20 protein-coding genes are annotated in these 25,883 nt (G+C 70.3%); 7 read left to right on the top strand and 13 right to left on the bottom strand.

Translation table 11 applies throughout. The features are described 5' to 3' along the window. Positions 1-50 precede the first annotated feature (50 nt). Positions 51-320, bottom strand: a complete 270-nt coding sequence (locus IG75_RS40335) for a hypothetical protein (RefSeq protein WP_245713446.1) — start codon at positions 318-320, stop codon at positions 51-53. 593 nt (positions 321-913) lie between these two features. Here IG75_RS40335 and IG75_RS0121020 point away from each other — a divergent pair. The 3 genes from IG75_RS0121020 to IG75_RS0121010 all read left to right on the top strand — a co-directional run bounded on the left by IG75_RS0121020 (position 914) and on the right by IG75_RS0121010 (position 4,744). Continuing rightward, the gene (locus IG75_RS0121020) at positions 914-2,995 is read left to right on the top strand and encodes an ABC-2 transporter permease (RefSeq protein ID WP_051714777.1); all 2,082 of its coding nucleotides are present in this window, start codon (positions 914-916) and stop codon (positions 2,993-2,995) included. A 195-nt stretch (positions 2,996-3,190) separates the two neighbouring features. Then, positions 3,191-4,075, top strand: a complete 885-nt coding sequence (locus IG75_RS0121015) for a hypothetical protein (protein WP_030523228.1) — start codon at positions 3,191-3,193, stop codon at positions 4,073-4,075. A gap of 9 nt (positions 4,076-4,084) precedes the next feature. Further along, positions 4,085-4,744 (top strand): endonuclease V, encoded by a 660-nt coding sequence (locus IG75_RS0121010; protein WP_051714776.1) that lies wholly within the window; start codon positions 4,085-4,087, stop codon positions 4,742-4,744. Between the two features lie 40 nt (positions 4,745-4,784). Here IG75_RS0121010 and proB read toward each other — a convergent pair whose 3' ends face one another. The 9 genes from proB to IG75_RS0120965 form a co-directional block, all read right to left on the bottom strand. Then, the gene (gene proB, locus IG75_RS0121005; protein ID WP_030523230.1) at positions 4,785-5,906 is read right to left on the bottom strand and encodes a glutamate 5-kinase; all 1,122 of its coding nucleotides are present in this window, start codon (positions 5,904-5,906) and stop codon (positions 4,785-4,787) included. 39 nt (positions 5,907-5,945) lie between these two features. Beyond that, positions 5,946-7,403 (bottom strand): GTPase ObgE, encoded by a 1,458-nt coding sequence (obgE, locus tag IG75_RS0121000; RefSeq protein ID WP_030523231.1) that lies wholly within the window; start codon positions 7,401-7,403, stop codon positions 5,946-5,948. Between the two features lie 209 nt (positions 7,404-7,612). Continuing rightward, the gene (gene rpmA / locus IG75_RS0120995; RefSeq protein ID WP_030523232.1) at positions 7,613-7,879 is read right to left on the bottom strand and encodes a 50S ribosomal protein L27; all 267 of its coding nucleotides are present in this window, start codon (positions 7,877-7,879) and stop codon (positions 7,613-7,615) included. 45 nt (positions 7,880-7,924) lie between these two features. Further along, the gene (rplU, locus tag IG75_RS0120990; protein WP_030523233.1) at positions 7,925-8,236 is read right to left on the bottom strand and encodes a 50S ribosomal protein L21; all 312 of its coding nucleotides are present in this window, start codon (positions 8,234-8,236) and stop codon (positions 7,925-7,927) included. Positions 8,237-8,594: 358 nt separating this feature from the next. Continuing rightward, on the bottom strand, positions 8,595-12,323 hold the full coding sequence (locus IG75_RS0120985; RefSeq protein WP_030523234.1) for a translation initiation factor IF-2 N-terminal domain-containing protein: 3,729 nt from the start codon (positions 12,321-12,323) through the stop codon (positions 8,595-8,597). Between the two features lie 403 nt (positions 12,324-12,726). Continuing rightward, positions 12,727-13,143 (bottom strand): nucleoside-diphosphate kinase, encoded by a 417-nt coding sequence (gene ndk, locus IG75_RS0120980; RefSeq protein ID WP_030523235.1) that lies wholly within the window; start codon positions 13,141-13,143, stop codon positions 12,727-12,729. A gap of 123 nt (positions 13,144-13,266) precedes the next feature. Then, positions 13,267-13,686, bottom strand: a complete 420-nt coding sequence (locus IG75_RS0120975; protein ID WP_030523236.1) for a DUF4233 domain-containing protein — start codon at positions 13,684-13,686, stop codon at positions 13,267-13,269. Between the two features lie 37 nt (positions 13,687-13,723). Beyond that, positions 13,724-15,184, bottom strand: a complete 1,461-nt coding sequence (gene folC, locus IG75_RS0120970) for a bifunctional tetrahydrofolate synthase/dihydrofolate synthase (RefSeq protein WP_030523237.1) — start codon at positions 15,182-15,184, stop codon at positions 13,724-13,726. Continuing rightward, positions 15,181-17,859, bottom strand: a complete 2,679-nt coding sequence (locus IG75_RS0120965) for a valine--tRNA ligase (RefSeq protein WP_030523238.1) — start codon at positions 17,857-17,859, stop codon at positions 15,181-15,183. Before IG75_RS0120965 ends, folC begins: the two co-directional genes overlap by 4 nt. A gap of 591 nt (positions 17,860-18,450) precedes the next feature. On the opposite strand from IG75_RS0120965, the gene IG75_RS0120960 reads away from it, so the two are divergent. Next, positions 18,451-19,137: an AAA family ATPase gene (locus tag IG75_RS0120960; protein ID WP_030523239.1), complete on the top strand. Its 687-nt coding sequence runs from the start codon at positions 18,451-18,453 to the stop codon at positions 19,135-19,137. Between the two features lie 7 nt (positions 19,138-19,144). Here IG75_RS0120960 and IG75_RS0120955 read toward each other — a convergent pair whose 3' ends face one another. After that, the gene (locus tag IG75_RS0120955; protein ID WP_030523240.1) at positions 19,145-20,068 is read right to left on the bottom strand and encodes a diacylglycerol kinase family protein; all 924 of its coding nucleotides are present in this window, start codon (positions 20,066-20,068) and stop codon (positions 19,145-19,147) included. Continuing rightward, positions 20,065-21,642, bottom strand: coding sequence for an FAD-binding oxidoreductase (locus tag IG75_RS0120950; RefSeq protein ID WP_030523241.1), 1,578 nt, complete (start codon positions 21,640-21,642; stop codon positions 20,065-20,067). The genes IG75_RS0120955 and IG75_RS0120950 overlap by 4 nt, the downstream gene beginning before the upstream one ends. Positions 21,643-21,762: 120 nt before the next feature. On the opposite strand from IG75_RS0120950, the gene IG75_RS0120945 reads away from it, so the two are divergent. Together IG75_RS0120945 and IG75_RS0120940 are read left to right on the top strand one after the other, a co-directional pair. Then, positions 21,763-22,335: a TetR/AcrR family transcriptional regulator gene (locus tag IG75_RS0120945; protein WP_030523242.1), complete on the top strand. Its 573-nt coding sequence runs from the start codon at positions 21,763-21,765 to the stop codon at positions 22,333-22,335. Positions 22,336-22,435: 100 nt separating this feature from the next. Beyond that, the gene (locus IG75_RS0120940; protein WP_030523243.1) at positions 22,436-23,986 is read left to right on the top strand and encodes a glycerol-3-phosphate dehydrogenase/oxidase; all 1,551 of its coding nucleotides are present in this window, start codon (positions 22,436-22,438) and stop codon (positions 23,984-23,986) included. A gap of 2 nt (positions 23,987-23,988) precedes the next feature. Here IG75_RS0120940 and IG75_RS0120935 read toward each other — a convergent pair whose 3' ends face one another. Continuing rightward, entirely contained in the window at positions 23,989-24,510 is a 522-nt protein-coding gene (locus IG75_RS0120935) for a GNAT family N-acetyltransferase (protein ID WP_030523244.1), read from the bottom strand. Positions 24,511-24,745: 235 nt separating this feature from the next. Here IG75_RS0120935 and IG75_RS0120930 point away from each other — a divergent pair, with 235 nt between their 5' ends. Next, positions 24,746-25,852, top strand: a complete 1,107-nt coding sequence (locus IG75_RS0120930; RefSeq protein WP_030523245.1) for an FHA domain-containing protein — start codon at positions 24,746-24,748, stop codon at positions 25,850-25,852. Positions 25,853-25,883 lie beyond the last annotated feature (31 nt).

Genomic DNA, 25,883 nt, shown 5'->3' with positions numbered 1-25,883 from the left:
CCGTGCGCTGTCTGAGCTACGGCGGACCGGGGTAGTCGGAGCCGTACAGGTCACAGTCCCGCGAAACCCGGGTGGCTGACCGGGGCGCTGAGCAGGCCCGCACAGGCGTCGGTGAGGAAGTAGCCCAAGGCCGTCCATTGCGCGGGTTCGGCGCCGGCCCCCACCCGCTCCTCGTACTCCGCGCAGATATCGATGATCATCCGGGCGACGATTCGTTCCCGCCCGGACTGCACCGTCGGCGGCACGGCCGAGAGCAGGTCGTCGATGCGCGCGATGATCTGTTCGGAAATCCGGTCGGTGCGAGCGGATTCGGTGAGCATCCCGGCCGTGGAGGGCGTGGTGGCCAGCTGCCGCTGGAACCTGGCCCGCCAGGTGGGCGCGTGGCAGCTCGGCGATATGGCCGGTGACCGGCAGGATCAGGCATTGCAGGTATTGCGCCAGACCGGGGTCGGGCGGCAGTTCGGCGAACAGTCGCGCCCGGGTCCGGCTCACCGGTTCCCGGTAGCGCTCGACCAGTGCGCGCAAAAGTTCGTCGCGCCCACCGAAGTGGTAGGCCACGGCGGAGTGATTGGACTGCCCGGCGTGTTCGGCGATCCGGCGGTTGGACACCGAATCGATGCCGTGGGTCGCGAACAGTTCCTCGGCCGCGTCCAGTAGCGCCTGTCGGGCCAGATCACCACGCCGTCCCACTGTGTCTCCTCATCGTGCCGCCGAACTGCCCATATCTTCCGATATCACGCTGCGAGCAGTATCACAGCACGCCGGGCGGGACGTTTTAAGTCAAGTGGCGTAAATTCTGCCGTATACCCGGTGAGCGGTGTGCGGGCCTCGATGACGCCGCCCCGCCGCTCCTTCCCACCCCGAACCCTGCCGGACCCGCCGGTCCGGGCCGTCCACAGCAAGGAGTACGCCGGTGACCGCTGCCCCGACCGATACCGCGCACCCGAGCGCGGCCGCCGACACCGCGGACCGGCTCGCGCGCGAGAAGAAAGAGAAGATCGGCCGTATCGTCGGCATGTTCGTCTTCCCGTTCCTGCTGGTCTCGATGATGATCACCGGTTACCTGGCGGCCATGCACGCTCCGGCGCCGAACGATATGCCGGTCGCCGTGGCCGGGCCCGGGGCCGCCGAATTCGCCATTGCGCTGGAAGCGGACCAGGGGGCGGCCGTGGACATACGGGTGGCCGCCGGCGCCGCGGAAGCCCGCGCGCTCGTACTCGACCGCGAGGTCACCGCGGCGATCGCTCTCCCCGAGCAGCCGGGTGAGGCCACGGCCGCGGTCTACACGGCAAGCGCGGCCGGCGCCTCCCAGGCGTCCACCATCGGGCAGGTGCTCTCCGCCCAGGCAGTCGGCGCCGACCTGCAGCCCCGCGCCGAGGATCTCGCGCCGCTGCCCGGCCGGGACCCCGCGGGACTGGCCGTGATGTTCATGACCACCGCGCTCATGCTCGCCGGATACATGCCGCTGAGCCTGATGCTGTCCTCGGCGCCGGAACTGTTGCGCTTCCGGCGCTTCGTACCGTTGCTGGCGGGCTGGGCAGCGGTGACGACGGGCCTGGTATGGACCGTGGCCGGACCGATTCTCGGCGCCCTCGACGGCCATACCGCCGAAATCCTCGGGATCGGCTGGCTCGCCGTATTCGCCGTGGGTTCGGTGCAGTTCTTCCTCACCCGCATCCTCGGCCCGATGGCCGTCCTGGTGGGCATGCTGTTCCTGATGGTCCTGGGTGTCCCGGCGTCGAACCTCGGAATGTCGGTCTACACACTGCCCGGCCTCTATCCGATCCTGCACGGCTTCCTGCCCACCCCCGCCACGGGCGAGGCGCTGCGGTCGGCGATCTATTTCGGCGGCAACGGATTGCCCGGCCACTTGATCGTGCTCGCTGCCGGTGCCGGTGTGGCCCTGTCGGCGACCCTCGGCATCGACGCGCTGCGCCGCCGCCGCAATCCCGAGGCGCCACTGCCGGCCCGCACGGTCGAGTCCCTGCTGCCGGGTCCGCGGCCGCGGACCCGGGTGCACTACGCGCTGCTGGCCTTCTTCCCGCTGGCGATGGTTGCCATGATGATGACCACCATGCTCGGCGCCATGTACCAGCCGGCACCGGAGAAGATGCCCGTAGCGGTCGTCGCCGCGACCCCGGAGATCGCCGATCAGGTGGTCGCGGGCCTGGACCGGAACATGACCGGCCTGTTCGAGTTGCGCGGGCTCACCGACCCCGCCGAGGCCCGCGAACTGGTCCGCGAGCGCACCGTTTCCGCGGCCTACGTCCTGCCCTCGGCAGGCACCCCGCACGCCACGCTGATCACCAACGAAGCCGCGGGGATGAGCCAGCAGCAGGTGGTGCGGACCGTCTTCGGCCAGGTGGCGGCAGGTCAGCAGCTGCCGCTGGAAACCGAGAACGTCACCGCCCTGACTGCCTCCGACAGCATGGGCACCGTGAGCATGTATCTGGCGATGGGCTGGATCATGGCCGGTTTCATGATCATCATCGTCGGCTCGACCGCCGCGCCCATGGTCATGGGGCTGCGCACCCTGTTGCCGATCCTGGCCGGCTGGTCGGTGGCGATGTCCGCGGTCGTCTGGGTCATCGCCGGGCCGATCGTCGGTGCCATCGACGGACATTTCCCGGCACTGGTCGGTATGGGCGCGGTCGCGATCTTCAGCACGGCACTGTTCACCACCATCTTCGTCCGCCTCCTCGGCATGCTGGCGGTACTACCGGTGATCGCGGTGCTCATGTTCCTCGGCGTACCGGCCTCCAACGGGGCGATATCGATTTATCTGGAACCGCAGTTGTTCCGGATATTGCACGACGTTCTCCCGATGCCCGCGGCGGTCGAATCGGTGCGCTCGATCCTGTACTTCGACGCCGATATCGTGGGCACCCACCTCACCACCTTCGCCATCTGGGGTGTGCTCTCGCTGATCGTCGTGGCGCTGATCGACCGGTTCCGGCCGCCGCGGACGCTCGCCCCCGTCGCCGCCGAATCCTGAACCGCGCGAATATCTCCCCGGTCGGGGGTCGCGGCGTAACGCGCCGCGATCACCGGCCGGGCGGAGACACGAAGGCGGGCCCGGCGCCGATTCGAACGGTGGCGCACAGACGACACGGCGCACGAGGCGGAGTTGCCCTTCGATTGCCGATATCATCGCAGGCGCCCGATCGAATCTGAAGTACAGGTAGTACCGATGACAAGCCAGCCGCACACCGTATCCCCCGAGAAGCCGAAGGCCGTTGCGGGGCCGGACGCGGTGGCCGATCCGCGACCGGTTCCGGACCGGGACTATTTCCCGCCCCCGCGGGAACTGTGGGGCAATCTGAACGGCTGGACCTATCCGGCGGTGTTCCTGGTCGCCGTGCTCGCCACGTTCCTACTGGCCCAGGCCGCGCTCGCGCTGGATTCCGGGCAACCGCTACAGTCGGCGTTCCATATCGCGGCCGCCGTCTGGGTCGCCTCCTACCTGCCGATGCTCTCGGCGACCTCGCGTGGCCGTTCGCGGATCCGCATCGAAGGCGCGCGATTCGCCAACGCGCAGGACACGCTGGAGATCCGCCGGTCCCTCGGTTACGAGGTCGCCCTGGTCGTCTGTTTCCTCGGCCTGGCGACACTGTGCGCGATCTTCGGTATCGGCACCTGGACCGGCACGCTCACCCTGAATCCGCATCCGCCGATTCCACCGTGGGTGGCTCTCACCGCCGCCGGGCTGGTGCTGCTCTATCTCTGTGTGTACGCGCGGCGACCGGAGATCCGCCGGCTGGTGCTGACACCGATGCATATCGTGCTGCCCACCAAAACCTCGGTCGCGAATATGGTGAGCTGGACCTCGATCGAACAGATCGAGGTGGTGTCGCGCAACAATTCCAAGGGCACCATCCGGATCTCCCGCCCCGGCCGCAAACCCGGTCGCCGGGTCACGAAACGTATCCACGCGGAGAAACTCTCGATCGGGTCGGCGGCCACCTACTGGCTGATCCGCTTCTACCACGAGAACCCCGACCTGCGCGTCGAACTCGCCGACGAACGGGCCGCCGCACGGTTGCGCAGCTACGCGGTCGTCGCCGGGCCCCGATAGCCTGTCGGCATGGTACGGGTCCGGCAGATGCATGAATGGGCGGTCGGCGCGGACGAGGCCGTCGCCGTACAGCAGCGACTGCGAGACCGGGTACGGGTGGGCGACGAGCACGGCCCGATCCGGCGGGCCGCCGGCCTCGACGTCGCCTACCGTGATCCCGATATCGCGATAGGCGTGGTCACCGTGCTGGATGTGGATTCGCTGACCGTGGTGGACCGGTCGGTCGTCCGGGAACGTGTCGAGTTCCCGTATATCTCGGGTCTTTTCGCCTTCCGCGAGATACCACCGCTGACCCGCGCGCTCGAAGCCCTGCGCGTGGAGCCCGATGTGCTGGTCTGCGACGGTCACGGGCTGGCCCATCCCCGCCGGTTCGGCCTCGCCGCGCATCTGGGTGTACTCACCGACCTGCCCAGTATCGGTGTCGCGAAGAAATCCTCCGGCGAATATCACGAGCCGGGTCCGGCCCGCGGTGATTCGGGCCCGGTCACCGTGGACGGGGAAATCGTCGGCCGCGCCCTGCGCACCCAACCCGGGGTCAAGCCGCTGTTCGTCTCGGTCGGACATCGCTTCACCCTCGACTCCGCCTGTGCGCTGGTGCTGCGGCTTGCCCCGCGCTACCGGCTACCGGAAACCACCCGCACGGCCGATCATCTGGGCCGTATCGCCTGACCCGGCGGCCGGATCCACCCCCGCGAGGTCGTCCCCACGGTCAGACGCGGACCAGATCGTCGGCGTGGATCACCGGACGCTGCATACCGTCCGGCAGTTCCCGGGTCGAACGGCCGAGCACCGTCGCGAGTTCGGCGGCGTCGTATTCCACGACCCCGCGGGCCACGACCGTACGGTCCGGGCCTACGAGATCCACCACATCACCGCCGTGGAACCGGCCGCGGACCCCGACGATTCCGGCGGCGAGCAGCGAGCGCCGGGCATTGGCGACGGCTTCGACCGCCCCGGAATCGATGAGGATCGCGCCCCGGCTGTCGGCGGCGTGCCGGACCCAGAATCGCCGCGCCGACAGCCGCACCGGACGGGCGGCGAAAGCGGTGCCGACCGTACCGGACCCGAGCGCTTCGGCCGCCTCGGCGGCCGCGGCCAGCAGCACCGGGACACCGGCGTCCGCGGCCAGCCGGGCGGCCGACAGTTTCGAGGCCATCCCACCGGTGCCGAGCACGCCGCCGCTTCCGGCGATCACCCCGTCGAGATCGGCGCTGGTGCGCACCTCGCCGATGAAGTTCGCGTCGCCCTTGCGCGGATCACCGTCGTAGAGCCCGGCCACATCGGAGAGCAGGAACAATGCGTCGGCGCCCACCAGATGGGCCACCAGCGCCGCCAGCCGGTCGTTGTCGCCGAACCGGATCTCCTCCGTGGCGACGGTATCGTTCTCGTTCACCACCGCCACCGCGCCCAGCGAACGCAGCCGGTCCAGGGTGCGCTGCGCATTACGGTGGTGTTCCCGGCGGGCGAAATCGTCGGCGCTGAGCAGGATCTGACCGACAGTGCGGTCGTACCGGGCGAACGAGGTGCCCCAGGCATGGACCAGCGCGAGCTGGCCGACGCTGGCCGCGGCCTGTTTGGTCGCGAGGTCACGGGGCCGCCTGGTCAAGCCGAGCGGGGCCAGGCCCGCGCCGATCGCCCCGGACGATACGACGACCACATCGGAACCGGCCCGCATCCGGGCCTCGACGGCATCGGCGAGCCGGTCCAGCCGGTCGATATCGAGTCCACCGGTCAGGCTGGTGAGCGCGGACGAGCCGATCTTCACCACCACCCGCCGAGCCCCGGCGATCGCACGCCGGGCGTCACTGAGTTCTGCCGAAACCCGGGTCACGGCCGTGCCCCTGCTCCGTGGTTACCCTGGTTCACCCGCCTACTCCTCGCTTTCCTCATCCACCAGACCGCGCCGCACCCGCGACGCGTGCTTGCGTTCGGCCGCACTGACCCGATCGGTCTGTTCGAGCCGGATATCGGTACCGCGGCCGGTCGGGACCATATCGGTGCCCGCGGCGATCAGCGGTTCCCATTCGAAGGTCACCTCGCCGATGGTCACCGGCGCACCGGGTTCCGCACCCAGCCGCACCAGTTCGTCCTCCACGCCGAGCCGGGCCAGGCGGTCGGCGAGATAACCGACGGCCTCGTCGTTGTCGAACTGGGTCTGGCGCACCCAGCGTTCGGGCCGGGTGCCGCGCACGATGAACCCGCCCGGCTCGTCCGGGTCGGCGCGCACCGTGAACCCGGAATCGTCCACCGGGACCGGGCGGATCACCGGACGCTTCGGTGCGGCCGCGGGGTGCGCGTCGCGGTAGGACTGCACCAGTTCGGCGAGCGCGAAGGTCAGTTGCCGCAGACCGGAATGGGCGACCGCCGAGATCCGGAACACCGGCCAGCCCCGCTCCTGCAGTTCGGGTGTGACGAGGTCGGCGAGATCTTCCGCCTCGGGCACGTCGACCTTGTTCAGGATCACCACCCGCGGCCGGTCCGCGAGATCGCCCAGGCTCACATCACCGCGGAGGGCGGGGTTGTAGGCGGCGAGTTCGGCTTCGAGAGCGTCGATATCGGAGAGGGGGTCGCGGCCGGGTTCCAGCGTCGCCAGATCGACCACATGCGCCAGCACCGCGCAACGTTCCAGATGCCGGAGGAAGTCCAGGCCGAGGCCGCGTCCCTCACTGGCCCCGGGAATCAGTCCCGGGACGTCGGCGATCGTGAATGTCGTATCGCCCGCGTTCACGACGCCGAGGTTCGGCACCAACGTGGTGAAGGGATAGTCGGCGATCTTCGGTTTGGCGGCGGACAGCACCGAGACCAGCGACGACTTCCCCGCGGACGGAAACCCGACCAGCCCCACATCGGCGACGGATTTGAGTTCGAGGACCACATCGTGGGCCTCGCCCTCCTCGCCGAGCAGCGCGAAACCGGGCGCCTTACGGGCCCGCGACACCAGGGCCGCATTCCCCAGACCACCCCGGCCGCCCTTCGCGACGACGAACCGGTTACCGGCCCCGACCAGGTCCATCAGGACCTCCCCGTCGGCGTCCAGCACGACGGTTCCGTCCGGGACCTTCAGTAGCAGCTCCCCGCCCTTCTTCCCGTCCCGGTTGCCGCCCTCGCCCGGTTTGCCGTTACCGGCCTTGGCGTGCGGATGGAAGTGGAAGTCCAGCAGGGTGTGCACATTGGCGTCCACCTCGAGGATCACATCCCCGCCGTTGCCTCCGTTACCGCCGTCGGGTCCGCCCAGCGGTTTGAACTTCTCCCGGTGCACCGACGCGCAACCGTGCCCGCCTTTGCCGGCACGGACATGAAGAACGACACGGTCGATGAACTTGGCCATGGCCGGATCATCCTCCTCAGGGAGTTCGGGGGTGGGACGGACACTGCGTTCCAGGGTGGGACGGGCAGTGCGCTCCGGAGTCGGGAAGGCACAGCGCCGGAAAACGGGACCGGGCCCGGTCGGGGCGGCGGCACCGGGGGTGGAAACGCGAAAAGCGGGCCGAGGGTTTGTCACCCTGACCCGCTCGCTGTGGTGGAGTCGTCAGCCGGTCAGGCTTCGACCGGCTCCGGGACCACGATGTTGACGGTCTTACGACCCCGCTTGCTACCGAACTCGACGGCACCTGCCTCGAGCGCGAACAGGGTGTCGTCCCCGCCACGGCCGACATTGACGCCGGGGTGGAAGTGGGTGCCACGCTGCCGCACCAGGATCTCGCCGGCCTTCACCGACTGCCCGCCGAAACGCTTCACGCCGAGCCGCTTGGCATTGGAATCGCGGCCGTTCCGGGAGCTGGATGCGCCCTTCTTATGTGCCATTGCTGATACTCCTTCAGCGCGGGCCTGCGCGGCCCTGCGGGGTGGTTACTTGATGCCGGTGACCTTCAGGACCGTCAGCGGCTGACGGTGTCCCTGGCGCTTGTGGTAGCCGGTCTTGTTCTTGAACTTGTGGATGCGGATCTTCGGGCCCTTGGTCTGCTCGACCACCTCGGCCGAGACCGAGACCTTCGCGAGCGCGTCGGCCGCGGTGGTGAGCTCGGCGCCATCGACGACGAGCACCGGCGACAGTGCCACGGAGGTGCCCGGCGCACCCTCGATCTTCTCGACCTTCACCAGGTCACCGACCGCGACCTTGTACTGCTTTCCGCCGGTCTTGACGATCGCGTACGTTGCCATCGGTCGGCTGCCCTTCTTCCTTTAGTGCTCGGCACTCGTTCACACGGTAGTACCTCGGTTTCGCACCGGGGTCCACCGCACGACTGGTCTGGTAATCCGCCGCCTCGGCCACTGGTGGCTCTCGGTATCGGGAACCGGCCACGGAACAGCACATGCTGTCGCCGGGCAGCGACTGCCAAGATTACAGGATGGCGGTACATGCGACCAAACCGGTCCCCACGCCGCACCCCGGCGGACCGGCCGGAGCACCGGAAGCGGTGTGACGCGGACCTCCGGCCGCCGGGTACGACCACTCGGTATTGCCGACGCGCCGGGTGCCCGGCCCGCATTCCGCGGGCCGGGCACCCGGCGCGATGACTCAGTGCTGTTCGTCGACCGGCGGTCCGGACGGACGACCCGCGGCCCGGCGGCGCGCCCGGCGTACCGGGACCTCGACCTCCGGCGGATCGGCCGTGAAATCGGTCACCGGCGCGTCGGGCTGCTCGGTGGCGGACAGGACGAATACCGCGCCCGCACTGTCGGCGGCCGGTGCGGAGGTCGAGCGGGCGACCCGGCGCCGCCGGCTGCGGGTTTCCGTCCCACCGTCCTCGGCCGGGCTCGCCGCGGCGGCCGGCTCCGGGGTCACCACCGGCTCCGTCGCCGGAGCGGCGGCCAGCTCCGCCGGATGAGCCGCACCGTTCGCCGAAGCGGCCGTACCGTTGCGTTCCGCGGTGGGGGCGGAAGTCACGGTGGCCGCCTCCGCGGTATCGTCGCCGGCCGGCGTCTCCGCCGGAGTTTCCGGTGCCGGCGCAGCCGCTCCGCTCTCCTCTACCGGGCCCGGTTCGGTGGCGACCGCTTCCGCCGGGGCGGCCTCGGACGCGACCTGCTCGGCGGCCCCGGATTCGACGGCAGCCGATTCGGTGACGACCGGCTCGGTGGCCGTGGGTTCGGATTCGGCCGGTTCGGTGGCCCCGGCTTCGGCGGGTGTACCGCTGCCGTTCAGTTCCGCGGCCGGAGTCTCCGCCGAAGTACCGGCGGCACCGGCCGACCGGCGGACCCGGGTGCGCCGGCGCCGCGGTTCGGCCGGTGCCGCACCACCCTTGCCGCTCGCGACCGCTTCCGGCGCCGCGGCGGAACCGCCCGGCTCGCCCACGGCAGCGGGCGCCGCGGCCTGTTCGGCCGATGTGGCCTCGGGCGCCGGCTCATCCTGATCGGTCTCCGGATGATGGGCGGCCATGGCCAGTGCCACGGGGTGCGCCCGCTTGGCCGCCGCCTCCTCTTCCGACAGCTCGGGGATGGACGGCTGCGGCGCCGTGGGGGCCGCGGGGGCCTTGTCCCGGTTGCGACGCCGGCGCGAACCTGACTCCCGGCCCCGGCCGGCACCGCCCTCGTCGGAGCCCGACGGCTCCACCGGGTAGCTGTGCACCAGGAGGCCGCGACCGTGGCAGTGCTCGCAGGTGGTGGAGAACGCCTCCACCAATCCGGTCCCGAGCTTCTTACGGGTCATCTGGACCAGGCCCAGCGAGGTCACCTCGGAGACCTGGTGCCGGGTGCGGTCCCGGCCGAGGGCCTCGGTGAGACGGCGCAGCACCAGGTCACGGTTGGACTCGAGGACCATATCGATGAAGTCGACCACGATCATGCCGCCGATATCGCGCAGCCGCATCTGCCGCACGATCTCCTCGGCCGCCTCGAGGTTGTTCCGGGTGACCGTCTCCTCCAGGTTGCCGCCGCCGGAGCCGGTGAACTTACCGGTGTTGACGTCGACGACCGTCATCGCCTCGGTGCGGTCGATCACCAGGGTGCCGCCCGAGGGCAGCCACACCTTGCGGTCGAGGGCCTTGGCCAGTTGCTCGTCGATGCGGTACGTCTCGAAGACGTCGACGCCGTTGTTCTCGTGCCGGGAGACCCGCGGGAGCAGATCGGGGGCGACGGTGCCGATGTAGTTCTCGACGGTGTTCCAGGAGCGTTCGCCCTCGATCACCAGTCGCGAGAAATCCTCGTTGAACAGATCGCGCACGACCTTGACGAGTAGGTCCGGCTCCTCGTAGAGAGTTTTCGGCGCGCCGGACTCGTTCTCGGCCGCCGCGGTGATCTTGCGCCAGGCCTTTTGCAGCCGTTCCACGTCACGGGTGAGTTCGGCCTCGCTGACCCCCTCGGAGGCAGTCCGGATGATGACGCCCGCATCGGCCGGGACGATCTCGCGCAGGATCTCCTTGAGCCGTTTGCGCTCGGTATCGGGCAGTTTGCGGCTGATGCCGGTGGAGGTACCGCCGGGCACGTACACCAGGAAGCGACCGGCGAGGCTGATCTGGGTGGTCAGTCTGGCGCCCTTGTGGCCGACCGGGTCCTTGCTCACCTGGACCAGCACCTGGTCGCCGGGTTTGAGCGCCTGCTCGATCTTGCGTTCCCTACCGCCGAGCCCGGCGGCCTCCCAGTTGACCTCGCCCGCGTAGAGCACACCGTTGCGGCCCCGGCCGATATCGATGAACGCGGCCTCCATACTGGGCAGCACGTTCTGCACCTTGCCCAGGTAGACATTGCCCACCATGGACGCCGATCCGGTACTGGTGACGAAATGCTCGACCAGGATGTTGTCCTCGAGCACGGCCACCTGGGTGGCGGACGAATGGCCCGGGAACTCCTTTTCCCGCACGACCATCACCCGGTCCACGGCCTCGCGCCGGGCCAGGAACTCCGATTCGGTGAGGATCGGCGGGCGGCGGCGACCGGCCTCGCGGCCGTCGCGCCGGCGCTGCCGTTTGGCCTCGAGCCGGGTGGAGCCGGTGATGCCCTGTACTTCGTCGACGGTGGCGCGGGTACGGGTCTTGTTCCGCGGTTCCCGCTCGTGCACGACCGTATTGGGCGGATCGTCGTCGGCCGGTTCGCTGTCGCCGGATTCACCGGCGACCTTGCGGCGCCGACGACGGCGACGACGGCGGCTGGACCCGCTCTCCGAGTCCTCCTCCGCCTCGTCGGATTCGTCGGACCCGGACTCGTCGGCAGCACCGGATTCGGCGCTCCGGTCGTCGGTGTCGGTGGCCTGTTCCGCGGAATCGGCGCCCGTGCCGTCTTCGGACTCGGTGTCCTCGGAGTCGGCGGCCTGTTCGCCGCGTCCCCGGCCGCGACCACGCCGGCCGCGACGGCGCCGCCGCGGCTGGTCGTCGGAGTCGTCCTGCTCGGACTGGTCCTCGGATTCGACACCGGTGTCGGCGTCCGATTCGGTGTCCTCGGCGCCGGAGTCGGGCTCGGGCCTACGGCGGCGGCGCGGTTGCTCCGCCGCCGCGGCGGCGCCGGATTCGGACTCGGGTTCGGGCTTACGGCGGCGGCGCGGTTGTTCCGCCGCCGCGGCGTCCGGGGAGAGGAACAGCGGGGCCGCGACGACCGCGGATTCGAAGACCATCGGTTCGGCCGCGATGGGTTCCTCGGGCACCGGGCTCGCGAACAGATTCACCGCGGCCGTGAAAGCCGGCGGCGGGGTCACCGGCGCGGCCGGGGCGCCGCTCGCGGCGGAGGCATCCGCTGCCTCGGAGATCTCGGCCGACGCGGACGCCACGGTCGCACTGTCGGCGGACGAGCGGACCTCGTCGGCAACGGAGGTTTCCGCGGTACCGGCCTCGGCGGCGGTCGCCGCGGCCTGTCGTTCCGGTTCGGTCGGGGGTGCGGCAGGCTCTTCCGGTGCCTGCTCGGGGGCACCGGCCGACACCGGCCCCTCGCCGATGCCAGGGATTTGCCCGGAGCCGGTGCCCGGCCGCACGGTGGCCGGTTCCGCCTTCTGGGCGGCCGGAGCGGCAGCGACCTCCGTCGCCGGCGGGACTGCGGCATCCCCTGCGCCGACCGGACCCGCCGAGGTACCGGTGGGCTCGAACAGCCCGGGCTCGGCCGGAGCCAGTGCGGGCGGAGCGGTCAGTGATTCGCGCACCGACTCCGCGACGGCCCGGTCCACGCTCGATTGCGGACTACGGGCTTCGGTCCCGAGTTCGCTGAGTTTGGCCAGGATGCGCTTACTGGTCACGCCGAGCCGTTTGGCCAGGGCATGTACTCGGATTCGCTCCGGCAAGTGATCGTCGTCCTGTGATGTTGTGTCCAGCGGCTCTTGATCGGCCACGAAGTCTCCTCGGGCCCCCGGGCGCGTTCCTCATCGAGTGACGCGGCCGTCGCGGGGACGCTTTCCGTCCGCCTCGCGCGGTTGGCGCGAGGTCCATGGTCTCGCCCCGCGCGCCCGGTTATCTCCACTATCACGTCGGTCGGGCTAACTGGCCACGCGGCGCCTGGCATATGGCTGAACGCCGCGGTCCGAGCGCTCGTCCAGCGCGCCGGGCAGACGCAGCCCAGAAATCCGGCTGTGCGTCCGCGGCAGCGATGGCGGCATCGTTCCGCAGTGTGTCATCCGGTCGTGCCCACTGTGGAGCGCAACCATGTATCAGTATCCCACACCGTGCGCCAGGTGTTCGCCGTGGCGCTGCGCGAGGCACTCGCACGGGTCCGGTGGGCCCGTCACCGAACAGTGATCAGAGGGGGAATTCGGGGAACCAGAGGGAGATTTCGCGTTTGGCCGAGTCGGGCGAGTCCGAACCGTGGACCAGGTTGTACTGGGTCTCGAGGCCCAGGTCACCGCGGATACTGCCGGGCGCGGCCTTCTCGACGGGATCGGTACCGCCGGCCAGCTGCCGGAAGGCGGCGATGGCGCGCGGACCCTCCAGGACCGCCGCGACGACCGGCCCCGAGGTGATGAACTCGATCAGCGAGCGGTAGAACGGCTTCTCCGCGTGCTCGGCGTAGTGTTCGGCGGCCACTTCCTCGGTCACCTGCTTGAGCTCGAGGGCCGCGATGGTAAGACCCTTGCGCTCGATCCGGTTCAGTACTTCGCCGACGTAGCCGCGGGCCACACCGTCCGGTTTGATCAGAATCAACGTCTGCTCTGTCACGCGGTCAGCCTAATGGGCGCCGCCGGGCGGGGCCCAACCAGTCCTCCCCCGCCCTACGCGCGAGTAGCGTCGGCCTGACCAGGCCGGGTGGGCGGATCGCCGGCGACGGCCCGGCGACCTCGGTCAGGAACCGCCGGACATGCGCTGGCTCGGCAGCGTCCCCTCGTCCATCCGCCGTTTCACATCCGAGCGCAGCAGCAGGATGAAGGCCCAGACCGCGAGGAAGACCACGCCGATGACCGCGATCGACAGATGGAACACTCCGCCGATCAGCACCGGCACCTGCAACCCCAGATTGAACGGGACCGCCCAGGAACGACGCTGCAGGCCCGCGCCCGCGATCATCACCAGGGCAAGTACCACCAGGTAGGTACCCGATACCCAGGTGACACCACCGGCGATATCGGCGACCACCGGCAGCGCCAGCAACACCGTGATCGCCTCGAGTACGAGGGCACCCGCCATCACCCCACGCAGGCCCTTCCAGGGGTCGGGCGGAGCCGGGGTCGTCGCCTCGGGCTTCGGCGCTTCGGGCTCACTCATACTGTTCCTCGTTGTCGGCGGCGGCCGGTCCTCGGCATTACGCCGGATCCTTCCCGAACAGGGCGCGCGCGGTACCGGCGGTGACCACCGAACCGGTGACCACCACACCCGCGCCGGAGACCATCTCACCGGACGCGCCGACCTCCTCCGCGAGCGCGACGGCGGTTTCCAGCGCATCCGGCAACGAGTCCGCGGTGACCACCCGCTCGTCGCCGAACCGCTGAACCGCCAGATCGGCGAGCTGATCCACCGGCAGCGCCCGGGGGGACCCGTTGGTGGTCACCACGATCTCGTCGAAAACCGGTTCCAGCGCGGCGAGGATACCGCCGACATCCTTGTCCGCCAGCACCGCGACCACACCGACAAGCTTGCGGAAATCGAACTCGGAGGTCAGCGTCGCGGCCAGCGCGGTGGCACCGGCCGGGTTGTGCGCGGCATCGATGAACAGGGTGGGCGCGTTGCGCATCCGTTCGAGGCGGCCGGGGCTGGTGACCTCGGCGAAACCGGCGCGGACCGCATCGATGTCCAGTTGGCGCTGGGCGCCGGCCCCGAAGAACGCTTCCACCGCGGCCAGCGCGAGCGCCGCGTTGTGGGCCTGGTGCTCGCCGTGCAGGGGCAGGAAGATCTCGTCGTAGACCCCGCCGAGCCCCTGCAGTTCGAGCTGCTGCCCACCCACGGCGATCCGTCGGCTCAGCACCCGGAACTCCGAACCGGCCCGTGCCACCGCCGCATCGGTTTCCACGGCCCGGCGTAGCAGTACCTCGAGCGCCTCGGGGTCCTGTTCGGCGATGATCGCGACCGTATCGGTGGGGACCAGCGACTCCGGGGCGCGTTTGATGATCCCGGCCTTCTCCTTGGCGATGGAGGCCAGATCCGGGCCCAGGTATTCGGTGTGGTCGAGGCCGATGGGGGTGATGACCGCGACCTGCGCGTCGATCACATTGGTGGCGTCCCAGCTGCCACCCATACCGGTCTCCACGACCGCCACATCCACCGGCGCCTCGGCGAACGCCGCGTAGGCCATGGCGGTGAGCACCTCGAATTTGCTCATCGCCGGGCCGCCCGCGGTCGCCGACTGGGCGTCGATCATCTCGATATAGGGCTGCATCTCGCGGTACAGCTCGACATAGCGGGCCGGGGAGATCGGCCGGTTGTCGATACTGATCCGCTCGGTGGCCAGCTGCAGATGCGGGCTGGTGAGCCGGCCGGTCCGGCGGTGCAGCGCGGTGAGCAGGGAGTCGATCATCCGGGTCACCGAGGTCTTACCGTTGGTGCCCGCGACATGGATCGCCGGGAAGCCGTGCTGCGGTGAACCCAGCACATCCATCAGCGTGGCGATCCGGGTGAGCGACGGTTCGATCTTGGTTTCCGGCCAGCGCTGGTCGAGTTCCGCCTCGACCAGCGCCATCTCCGCAAGATCCACCGGCGACGGCCCGGTGCCGAGCCGGGAGCCGCCGTTGCGGGGCTCCGGCTCGGCATCGTCGTCGTGGGCGTTCACTTGTCGCTCAGCTCGGCCAGGCGGGCCCCGATCCGCTCCACCTCGGCCGCGGCGACCTCACGCCGGGCCCGGATCTTGTCCACCACCGGTTCCGGCGCCTTGGCCAGGAACGCCTCGTTACCGAGTTTGGCCTCGGTCCCCGCGAGTTCCTTCTGCGCGACCGCCAGATCCTTCTCCAGGCGACGCCGCTCGGCCGCGAGGTCCACGGTGCCGGAGGTGTCGACCTCGACGGTGACCGTGGTGCCGCTGAGCCGCACCTCCACCGAAGCGGTCGCCGCGAAATCCGCGCCGGGCTCGGTGAGCCGGCCCAGCGTGCTCACTTCCGGATGGAGATGCGCCAGGCCCGCCGCGTCCAGGCCGAGCACCCGTGCCGCGACCTTCTGCTTATCGTTCAGCCCCTGATCACTGCGGAACCGGCGGATCTCGGTGACCAGCCGCTGCACATCGGCGATACGCTGCGCCGCGCCGGTGTCGGTGGGCGTCCCGGTGCGCTCCGGCCAGGCCGCCACGACCACCGACTCCGCGCCGGTCAGCGCCTGCCACAGCGATTCGGTGACGAACGGGATCACCGGGTGGAGCAACCGCAGCACCGCGTCGAGCACCGACCCGAGCACGACCCGGGTGGACTCGGCCCGCTCCTCGCTCTCGGCGAACTGGACCTTGGACAGTTCCAGATACCAGTCGCAGAGCTCGTCCCACGCGAAGTGGTAGAGAGCCTCGCAGGCCTTACCGAACTCGTAGGCGTCGAACGCGGCGTCGACCTCGGCGAGCACCTCGTCGAGCCGGTCCACGATCCAGCGGTCGGCGTCGGTCAGCGTCTCCCGCGCCGGCACCGTCCCCGGGCGGGCACCGTTCATGAGCGCGAACTTCGTCGCGTTGAACAACTTGGTGACGAAACTGCGCGAAGCCAGGGCATGGGGTTCGCCGACCGAGAGATCACCGCCGGGCTGGGCGCCGCGGGCCAGTGTGAAGCGCAGCGCGTCCGCGCCGTAGTTGTTGATCCAGTCCAGCGGGTCGATCCCGTTGCCCCGGGACTTCGACATCTTCCGGCCGAACTGATCGCGGATCAGACCGTGCAGGAAGACATCCTTGAAGGGAATCTGATAGGCCCCGCCTTTACCGGTGGACACCGCGGCGTCGTCGGCGACGAAGGTACCGAACATCATCATCCGGGCCACCCAGAAGAACAGGATGTCGTATCCGGTGACCAGCACGCTGGTCGGATAGAACTTCGCCAGCTCCGGGGTCGCGTCCGGCCAGCCCATCGTGGAGAACGGCCACAGCCCGGAGGAGAACCAGGTGTCCAGGACATCGGGATCCTGCACCCATCCCTCGGGGGCCTGCTCGTCGGGGCCGACGCACACGACTTCGCCCTCGGGCCCGTACCAGATGGGAATGCGATGGCCCCACCACAGCTGCCGCGAGATACACCAGTCGTGCATATCGTCGACCCAGTCGAACCAGCGCGGTTCCTGGCTCGCCGGGTGGATCACGGTATCGCCGTTGCGGACCGCGTCACCGGCCGCCTTGGCCAGCGATTCGACCTTCACCCACCACTGCATGGACAGCCGCGGCTCGATCGCTTCGCCGCTGCGCTCGGAATGCCCGACACTGTGCAGGTAAGGGCGCTTCTCGGCGACGATCCGGCCTTCGGAGGCCAACCGCTCACGAATCTTCACCCGCGCCTCGAACCGGTCCATCCCGTCGAATTCGGTACCGGTATCGGCGATCCGGCCGCGTTCGTCCATGATCGTGGGCATCGGCAGGTTGTGCCGCAGGCCCATCTCGAAGTCGTTCGGATCGTGGGCGGGCGTGATCTTCACCGCGCCGGAACCGAATTCGGGATCCACATAGTCGTCGGCGATGATCGGGATCTGCCGTCCGGTGATGGGATGTTCGAGGGTGGTACCGATCAGCCCCCGGTACCGGGGATCCTCCGGGTGCACCGCGACCGCGGTGTCACCGAGCATGGTCTCCACCCGGGTGGTGGCGACCACGACATGCGGTTCGGCATCGTCGAGCGACCCGTACCGCAGGGACACCAGTTCACCCTCGACGTCCTCGTACTTGACCTCGATATCGGAGATGGCGGTACGCAGTTCCGGCGACCAGTTCACCAGCCGCTCGGCACGATAGATCAAACCCGCGTCGTAGAGACGTTTGAAGATCGTCTGGACCGCGCGCGACAGGCCCTCGTCCATGGTGAACCGGTCCCGTGACCAGTCCACACTGTCGCCGAGCGCCCGCATCTGCCACTGGATGGCGCCACCGGATTCACGCTTCCAGTCCCAGACCTTCTGCACGAACAGTTCGCGGCCGAAATCCTCTTTGGTCTTCCCGTCCGCGGCGAGCTGCTTCTCCACCACCGTCTGGGTGGCGATACCGGCATGATCCATCCCGGGCAGCCACAGCACCTCGTAACCCTGCATCCGCTTACGGCGCGCCAAGGTGTCCATGAGCGTGTGGTCGAGCGCATGACCCATGTGCAGCGTGCCCGTGACATTGGGCGGCGGCAGCACGATCGAGTACGCGGGCGCGGAACTGTGCGGGTCGGCGTGGAAGTAACCGGCGGCTACCCAGCGCTCGTACAGGTCGGCCTCCACCTCGCCGGGATTCCAGCTCTTGGGGAGGGCATCGGCACGATTACGCGTGTTGTCAGGGGCTGCGCTGGTCACGCCGCGATTCTAGTGTCTAGGGCGTCGCCGCCGGTGTTGCGGGGTCGGAGCCCGACCGTCCGGAATGGACGCGAGGTGAGCGCGGACGTTCGCCCCGGCCGGCCCGGGCGGACCACCACACCGCCGGTGCTTCATGGCGACCCGCCGCGAACGGCCGACCGCACACCGCCGGTCGCGGACCTTCGGTCGCTGCGCACAAGGGTGGGTCCGCCGGACGAACGACCTGCCGGAGGGTCGGTGTCGCGAATGCGCACAGCGGAGTCCCGCTACGTGGGACAGCGGGGAGAGCGCGATTGCCGCAGGACGGGAACGATGGGGACACCGCGCCGGACCTCGGGAAAGGTGGCGGAGAAAAATCGAGGCGGAGCCTTCGGTGGATGAGGGACACCGAAGACTCCGCCTACAGCAGTAAGACTACCGCCGATCCCGGCCCGCGCTGCTAATCCATAAACAATTCTCAGCTTGAGCACCGGAATTCTCAGACGGGCGCCCGGCCTACCGCAGTAGGCGGGCTCGACCGAAACCTGTGACCTCGAGCGGACAAAGCCGACATTCTTGCCGAATCCGGTTCGACTGGGGACCCTGGACGGGGTGAACCCCCCGCTCGACTCGTTACCGTTGGACCCTGCGGAATCCATCTTCCCCGAATCGGATTCGGAAATCGTCCGGCCCCGGGCCGTCGACGACCTACGGGGCCGGCCGACGCGGGAGCTCCGGTACCCGGCGAGCGCGGCCGTGCTGTTCGCCGGAATACCCGGCGCGGGCAAGAGCACCGCACTGCGCCGGCTGTTCGGCGCCGACCCCGATGCCGAGCAGGCGCTACCCGGTCCCGATCAGTCGGTAGTGCTCGATTCCATCCATGCCCGCAATGCGTGGCGGCGCCGGCTGGCCTGGCTGCCCTACCCGCTGTGGCGGCCGGTGGTGCACGTCGTGCATTTCGGCCGCATCTGGGTCGCCTTGCGCGATCACACCGGCCCGGTGGTGATCCACGACTGCGGCACCATCGGTTTCACGCGCCGGATGCTGACCCGCTGGGCCGTCCGGCACGGCCGCGAACTGCACATGGTGTTACTGGATGTGCCGGCGACGGTCGCCCGGGCCGGACAATACGCGCGGGGGCGGCGGGTCGGGCTGTTGTCGTTCCACTGGCACGTGTGGCGCTGGAGACGGATGCTGGGGCGGCTGGAGGCCGGAGCCGGTCCCCGGCCCGCGCCCGCCTCGGTCGTGGTGGTCGACCGGGTCGGCGTGGACCGACTGCGGGTCCGGTTCGCCGCCTGACCCGTGGTCAGGGGGTCAGGACGGTGAGCGCCCGGGGTTCGACGCGCACGGTGAGCGGCAACCGGCCCGCGGGTTCGCCGTCGGCGGTGGCCGGGGCGCCGGGAGCGGCCAAACCCAGCGATTCGGCCCGGTACTGGCGCACCGCGGGATGGTCGATCCGCCGGCCTGCCGAGAGCGCGGGCAGGATCCGCAGCATCTCCAGATGCGAAACCTTGCCGACCACGGTCACATCGAGCAGACCGTCGTCGCACCGGGCGTCCGGGCAGATGAGCATGCCGCCGCCGTAGGTGGTGGTGTTACCCACCGCGACCAGTAACGCCTCGGTGGTGATCACCTCCGCGGCCGGGCCGCCCAATTCGATCCGGTAGGGCACCGCGATTCCGTGCGCGATCTCCGCGACCGCGGCGAAGGTGTAGCGGGACCGGCCGCGCGGATAACGCATCCGGTTGGCACGCAGGGTGACCCGGGCGTCGAAACCGGTGCATGCGACGGTGGCGAACCACATCGGGTCGTGCCCGGCGGGTTCCAGCCGGCCCAGGTCGATGGTGCGCACCTGCCCGGATCGGACCAGTTCCGCGGCACGGGCGGGCTCGTCGGCGATACCCAGTTCACGCGCCAGGTCGTTGCCCGTGCCCGCCGGGACCAGGGCCAGTGGAACCCCCGATCGGGCCAGCGGGTCCAGGATCGTGTTCACCAGCCCGTCACCACCGACGCAGACGACCGCGTCCGGCGCGCCACCGGTCACCAGATCGCGCACCTGCTCACGGGTCCGCGCGGCGGAGGGTGCGTGGATCTCGACGACCGCCACGCCGTCCGCGCTCAGCCGGTCCACGACGGTGCGGGCGGCCTCGCGCGCCCGGCCCTGCCCGGAGGCGGGGTTGGTCACCACGGCGACCGTACGCACCTCCCGGGGATCCGCTGCGCGCGTCATGGCAGCAGTTTGCCAGGGTTGAGGATCCCGGCCGGGTCGATCTCGCGTTTCACCGCGCGCAATACCCGCACCCCCAGGTCGCCGATCTCGCCGGGCAGCCAGGCGCGGTGGTCCACGCCCACCGCGTGGTGATGGGTGATGGTGGCGCCGGCGGCGGCGATGGCGTCCCCGGCGGCCGCTTTCGCGGCCCGCCACTGCGCGATCGGATCGTCCAGCTGTTTGGCCACCACCGTGAAATACAGTGACGCGCCGGTCGGGTAGGTGTGCGAGATATGGCACATCACCAGGGCGGGCGCACCCTGGGCGGTCAGCGAATCGGTGAGCGCGCTCGTCACCTTCGCCTTCAGATCGGCCAGTGCGCTCCAGGTGGTCGCGGTCTCCAGGGTTTCGCACAGCACCCCGACATCCAGGAGCGAATCACGCAGGTAAGGGGCCGCGAAACGGCCGTGCTGCCACTCCCGGGCCGGCTCCGGACCGAGTTCGGTACCACCGGCGGCGCGCAGTACCGCGGCGGCCTCGGCACCACGGGCCGCGGTATGGGTGGCGGTGCCCTCGAACGTGGTCACCGCGAGACAACCGGAAACCGATGCCCCGCCCACGTTTCCGGCCCGTGCCAGGTTCAGCCCGGTTTCGGCTTCGTCGGACAACCGCAGCACCGTCGGCGCCGCGCCCGTCTGCACGACCGCGCGCAACGCGGCCGCTCCGGTCGCGAAATCCGGGAACGACCAGGCCATATGGGTGGTGGTCTCCGGAATGGGATGGACGCGGACCGTGACCTCGGTGAGGACGCCGAGCGCGCCCTCCGAACCGACGAACAGTTCACGCAGATCGGGTCCGGCGGCCGAAGCGGGTGCCCGGCCCAGCAGCACGCTTCCCGTAGGCGTGGCCACCCGGACCCGCTGGACCATATCGTCGAACCGGCCGTACCCCGCGGACGCCTGACCCGACGACCGGGTCGCGGCGAATCCGCCGATGCTGGCGTATTCGAAACTCTGCGGGAAATGGCCCAGTGAGAGCCCGTGCTCGGCGAGCAACTGTTCGGCACGCGGACCGGTGACCCCGGCGCCGAAGGTGGCGGTGCCGGTGACCGGGTCGCAGTCCAGCAGGGCGTCCAGCCGTCGCAAGTCCAGCGCGATCACCGTGTCGAACGCCCCGCGCACGGGGTCGAGCCCACCGACCACGCTGGTGCCGCCGCCGAAGGGCACCACGGCGATGCCCTGCTCCGAGCAGTAGGCGAGGACAGCGGCCACCTCGTCGTGACCGGCGGGGAAGACCACCGCGTCCGGTGCGTCCTGCGGCGCGAGATCGCGTCGTCGCAGCAGGTCGGGGGTGCTCTTACCACCGGCGTGCCGCAACCGGGTGACCGGTTCGGTGGAGATATGGTCCGCGCCGACGAGGTCGGCCAGACCGGCCCGCCGGTCCGGGGACAGGACCGACGGCCGGAGCGGCACATCGCCCTCATCACGACGCGTCGCCGGCTCCCCGGAGATTCCGAACACCTGTATCAGCAGGCCGCGGATCTGCTCGGGTAGTGGTGTGTGCCCGGCGGGAACACCCCAGGCGTCCCACACCATATCCGGTCGCCGTGCGCTCGATGCCGAGTTCACCGGACGTTCGCCTTGCTCACCTGTCATGCGTTACAGTTTGACATGTAGTGTCAAGCAGTAACCCGAACTGGAGACGAGGTCGAGTCCGTGTCATCCGGCGCAGCAGCGGTCGAGCAGACGATCCTGGACGCGGCCCGTGAATGCGTCGCGGAGTTCGGCGTCCGGCGCACCACACTCACCGAGGTCGCCCGCCGGGCGGGCGTGAGCCGGCCGACCGTCTACCGCCGGTGGTCCGACAGCCGCGACCTGGTCGCCGAACTACTGGTGCGCGAACTGAGCGAGATCATCGCCACGGCGGTACCGACCGGCGGCCCGGCCCGGGACCGGCTGGTCACCGGGGTGGTGGCCGGCGCGGCGGAGGTCCGGTCGAACCCGCTGTTCGGCAAGATCTTCCGCACCGATACCGACCTGATGCTCACCTACGTCTTCGGCCGGCTGGGCCGCAACCAGCGCCAACTGCTCGACCTGTTCGGTACCGGCATCCGCGACGGTCAGGCGGACGGGTCGGTCCGGGCCGGCGACCCGGATCGGCTGGCGGCCATGGTGCTGCTGATCACCCAGTCCGCGGTGCAGTCGGCGGCCACGGTCGCCCATCTGCTCGACGGATCCGCGCTCGACACCGAACTCCGGCACGCTCTCGATACCTATCTCGCCCCGTGATCCCACCTGCCAGGAAGGAGTAGCGCCCGGCGCATCCGGAAGCGGCGATCGTCCCCGCCTTCCGTTCCGTCTCCCCGGCGGACGCCGTGCCGAGAAACAGATGGCCGAGAACCCTTCCCCCACCGCGGGGCCCGCGTTGAACGCACACCGCCGGCGCCGTGAGCTCGCAGCCCTCGGTGACCACCCGACCGTCGACCTGCTCGTGATCGGGGGCGGTGTGACCGGCGCCGGCGTCGCGCTCGACGCGGCCGCCCGCGGACTGCGCACCGTCCTGGTGGAACGCCACGACCTCGCCCACGGCACCAGCCGCTGGAGTTCGAAACTGGTCCACGGCGGACTGCGCTACCTGGCGAGTGGGCAGATCGGCATCGCGCACGAGAGCGCGGTGGAGCGCGGCATCCTGCTGCGCCGTACCGCGTCCCATCTGGTCCGGCCGCTCCCCCAGCTGGTCCCGCTGCTGCCCGGGATCGGGTTGTCCACCCGGAGCCTGATCCGGGCGGGTTTCCTGGCCGGCGACGCACTGCGGGTGGGCGCGGGCACGCCGGCGGCACTGCTACCGCGATCACGGCGGGTGACCCGGGCCGAGGCACTGCGACTGGCACCGACGGTGCGGCAGCAGGGACTGCGCGGCGGCCTGCAGGCATGGGACGGGCAACTGGTGGACGACGCGCGACTCGTGGTCGCGCTCGCCCGCACCGCGGCCGCGCACGGTGCGACCGTGCTGACCCGGGTCGCCGCCGAACAGGTCGGCGGCGCCGGGGCCGTCCTGCGCGACACCCTGACCGGCGAAAGCCTCGCGGTCCACGCCGCGGCCGTGGTCAACGCGGCCGGCGTCTGGGCGGACCAGGTCGATCCGAGTATCGAGTTGCGACCCAGCCGCGGCACCCATCTGGTGTTCGACGCCGCCGCCTTCGGCGGGCTCACCGCGGCGCTGACCGTGCCGGTGCCCGGCACCGTCGGCCGGTTCATCTTCGCCCTGCCCGCCCCGCACGGACGGGTCTATCTGGGCTTGACCGACGAGGACGCGCCCGGACCCGTCCCCGACGAACCGCGACCCACCGAAACCGAGATCGACTTCCTGCTCGACACGGTCAATACAGTGCTGCGCATCCCGCTGACCCACACCGATATCCGCGGCAGTTACGCCGGCCTGCGGCCGCTCCTGCGCACGGCCGGCGACAGCACGGCCGATATCTCCCGGGAGCACGCGGTCCTCACCGCGCCGAGCGGGCTGGTAACGGTGGTCGGCGGCAAACTCACCACCTACCGCAAGATGGCGCAGGACGCCGTCGACGCCGCCGTGGCCCGAGCGCACCTGGGCGCCGGACCGTGCCGGACCAGGAATCTGCCGCTGGCCGGCGCGGTCGCCGGCGCGGCACGGGACCGGTTGGCCGCACCACAGCTCCTGATCGAACGCTACGGCGCCGACGCCCCCGCGGTCGTCGCGCTGACCGCCGCCAACCCCGATCTGGCGGTCCCGGTCGCGCCCGGCGCGGATGTGCTCGCGGCGGAGTTCCGCTGGTCACTGGAGCAGGAGGGCGCCCTCGACGCCGGTGACCTCCTGGATCGCCGCACCCGGATCGGACTGGTCCCGGCCGACCGGGCCGCCGCCCTGGCCGCCGCCGAGGCCGCGGTGGCCGCCGCGGTGTGAAATCAGACGTATTCCCAGTTCTCGACCGCGGCCCACATACACGACCGGGGCCAGCGGTCGAGACCGTGCGCGATCTCGGCGGCCCGCAAGGCGTGCAGTTGCGGGGTCTCCGCGGCCGGATCGAGATAGCGGAAACCCAGCCGCCGGTAATACGGTCCGTTCCACGGCACCTCGGTGAACGTGGTGAGCGTTATCGCGGGCAACCGGTGGTCGGCGGCCCAGCGCACCGCGCAGTCGATCAGGCGCCGGCCGATTCCCGCCCCACGATATTCGGGCAGGACCGACACCTGGTCGATATGGGCGTTCCCGTCGATGATGCTCGCGATGAGATATCCCACCGGGCCACGATCCGTGGCCTCCCAGACCCAGGCGCGATCGTCCAGGACGAATTCGCCCAGCACCTCGGCCGACAGCGGTTCGTCACCGGCGACCGCGTCCATCCCCACCGCGGCGAACGGCTGCCCCGCCCGCACCTCGATCTCCTGCAGCACCGGGATATCCGCGGCGCTCGCCGCCCGGATCACGCCGCACCTGCCCGCCGGACGTACGACAGTGCCGGCTGCCCGGCCGATAGCCCGGCAGCGGCCACCGCGGTGCGTTCTTCCGGTGCGCTGAGCGGCATGACGGTCCCTACTCTCTGTTCCGTGCGGCGAGGTGGTCCCCCCGCTCACCCCGGCGATCCGTCGTCACCATCTCATAAGCCGGGTAACGGATTCGCATCTATGCTGGATCCGGTGGTGCGCCAGGAAGGAGCCGCGGGTGCGCGTTGATACGTCCACTATCGGGATCGCACCGGGCGAGGGCCTGGTCGCGCGGTTCGGTGATGTCGTGATCTATCTCGTGGGCGCCAATGCGTCCACCGAGCGGATACTCGGCGCGGTCGAAGCCGTGGCGGACGCCGAGCATCCCGGGGCAGCCATCGCACAGCGGCTCGCCGCGGTCGTCTTCGGGACCGGTTCGGAGCCGCCCCCGTTCGGGCTCGTCGCGCCCACCGCCGACGGCACCCTCGTTCTGCTGCGCGGCCCGGTATCGGCGATGATCTCCGGCGCCGAGGGCTCCCGGCGGCTCGTCGGCGCCCGCGCCTTCACCTGGGTGGACGAGATCGTGCGCGACCCGGTGCGCACCCTGACCGTGGGCCCCGGAGCCGACGGCCGGATCACCCCGTATCCGCGCACCGATCTCCGCGCGGGGGTGGTGCCCGGCGGGGGGTTCGTCATCAAGGCCGCGGTGCGCCGCAGTACCGGGAACCGGGCCGCCACCCCGGCGAAGAAAGCGGCGGCCGCCTACGAACCCGTCGCGACGGCACCGGCCGGGCTGGCCGCGAGCGAGCCGGTATCCGAATCGCACTCCGGGCCCCGCACCGGGCTCGCCGAAGCCCCCGCCGCGGAACCACTGCCCGGCACCCGCGCGTGGTCGGCCGCGCCGGCGCCCGGGCGCGCGGATCCCGAACCGATCCGCCTGCGGAAGGAACCGGCCCGGCCCCAACCGCACACCCGCGCCGCGCCCAGCGCCGAACAAACCCATCCGGCCCCGCCGACCCTGGTGGCCGAGGACGGTACCGCCTACCCGCTGGACCGCGCCTACGTCATCGGCCGCGGCCCCTCGGTCGACGAATCGGTACGCCGCAAAACCGCCGCTCCCCTGGTCCTGCAGCGCGATCGCCACATCTCCCGGGTCCACGCCTACCTCTCGGTCGACTCGGGCAAGGTCTTCCTCCGCGACGCCGGAACCGCCGCCGGAACCTTCGTCTCCACGCCCGGCGAACCGCGCTGGACCCGGATCAGCCAGTCCCCGACCGAGCTCCCGCCCGGCGGCCGGATCCGCATCAGCGAGCAGGTCCTGACCTACCATGGCGGATCCGCCTGACTACGGCGCCTCGGTCGAGCCCTTGTGACCC

It is taken from the genome of Nocardia rhamnosiphila NBRC 108938 (genome assembly GCF_000720425.1).
GTDB lineage: Bacteria > Actinomycetota > Actinomycetes > Mycobacteriales > Mycobacteriaceae > Nocardia > Nocardia rhamnosiphila.
This window is presented reverse-complemented; position numbering and strand designations above follow the sequence as displayed.

Coding starts and splice junctions, on each gene's coding strand:
- rplU (WP_030523233.1), bottom strand. CDS start 8,236: ATGGCAACGTACGCGATCGTCAAGACCGGCGGAAAGCAGTACAAGGTC.
- obgE (WP_030523231.1), bottom strand. CDS start 7,403: ATGGCCAAGTTCATCGACCGTGTCGTTCTTCATGTCCGTGCCGGCAAA.
- IG75_RS0121015 (WP_030523228.1), top strand. CDS start 3,191: ATGACAAGCCAGCCGCACACCGTATCCCCCGAGAAGCCGAAGGCCGTT.
- IG75_RS0120955 (WP_030523240.1), bottom strand. CDS start 20,068: ATGACGCGCGCAGCGGATCCCCGGGAGGTGCGTACGGTCGCCGTGGTG.
- rpmA (WP_030523232.1), bottom strand. CDS start 7,879: ATGGCACATAAGAAGGGCGCATCCAGCTCCCGGAACGGCCGCGATTCC.
- IG75_RS0120950 (WP_030523241.1), bottom strand. CDS start 21,642: ATGGTGTGGGACGCCTGGGGTGTTCCCGCCGGGCACACACCACTACCC.
- IG75_RS40335 (WP_245713446.1), bottom strand. CDS start 320: ATGCTCACCGAATCCGCTCGCACCGACCGGATTTCCGAACAGATCATC.
- IG75_RS0120975 (WP_030523236.1), bottom strand. CDS start 13,686: ATGAGTGAGCCCGAAGCGCCGAAGCCCGAGGCGACGACCCCGGCTCCG.
- IG75_RS0121010 (WP_051714776.1), top strand. CDS start 4,085: ATGGTACGGGTCCGGCAGATGCATGAATGGGCGGTCGGCGCGGACGAG.
- IG75_RS0120940 (WP_030523243.1), top strand. CDS start 22,436: ATGGCCGAGAACCCTTCCCCCACCGCGGGGCCCGCGTTGAACGCACAC.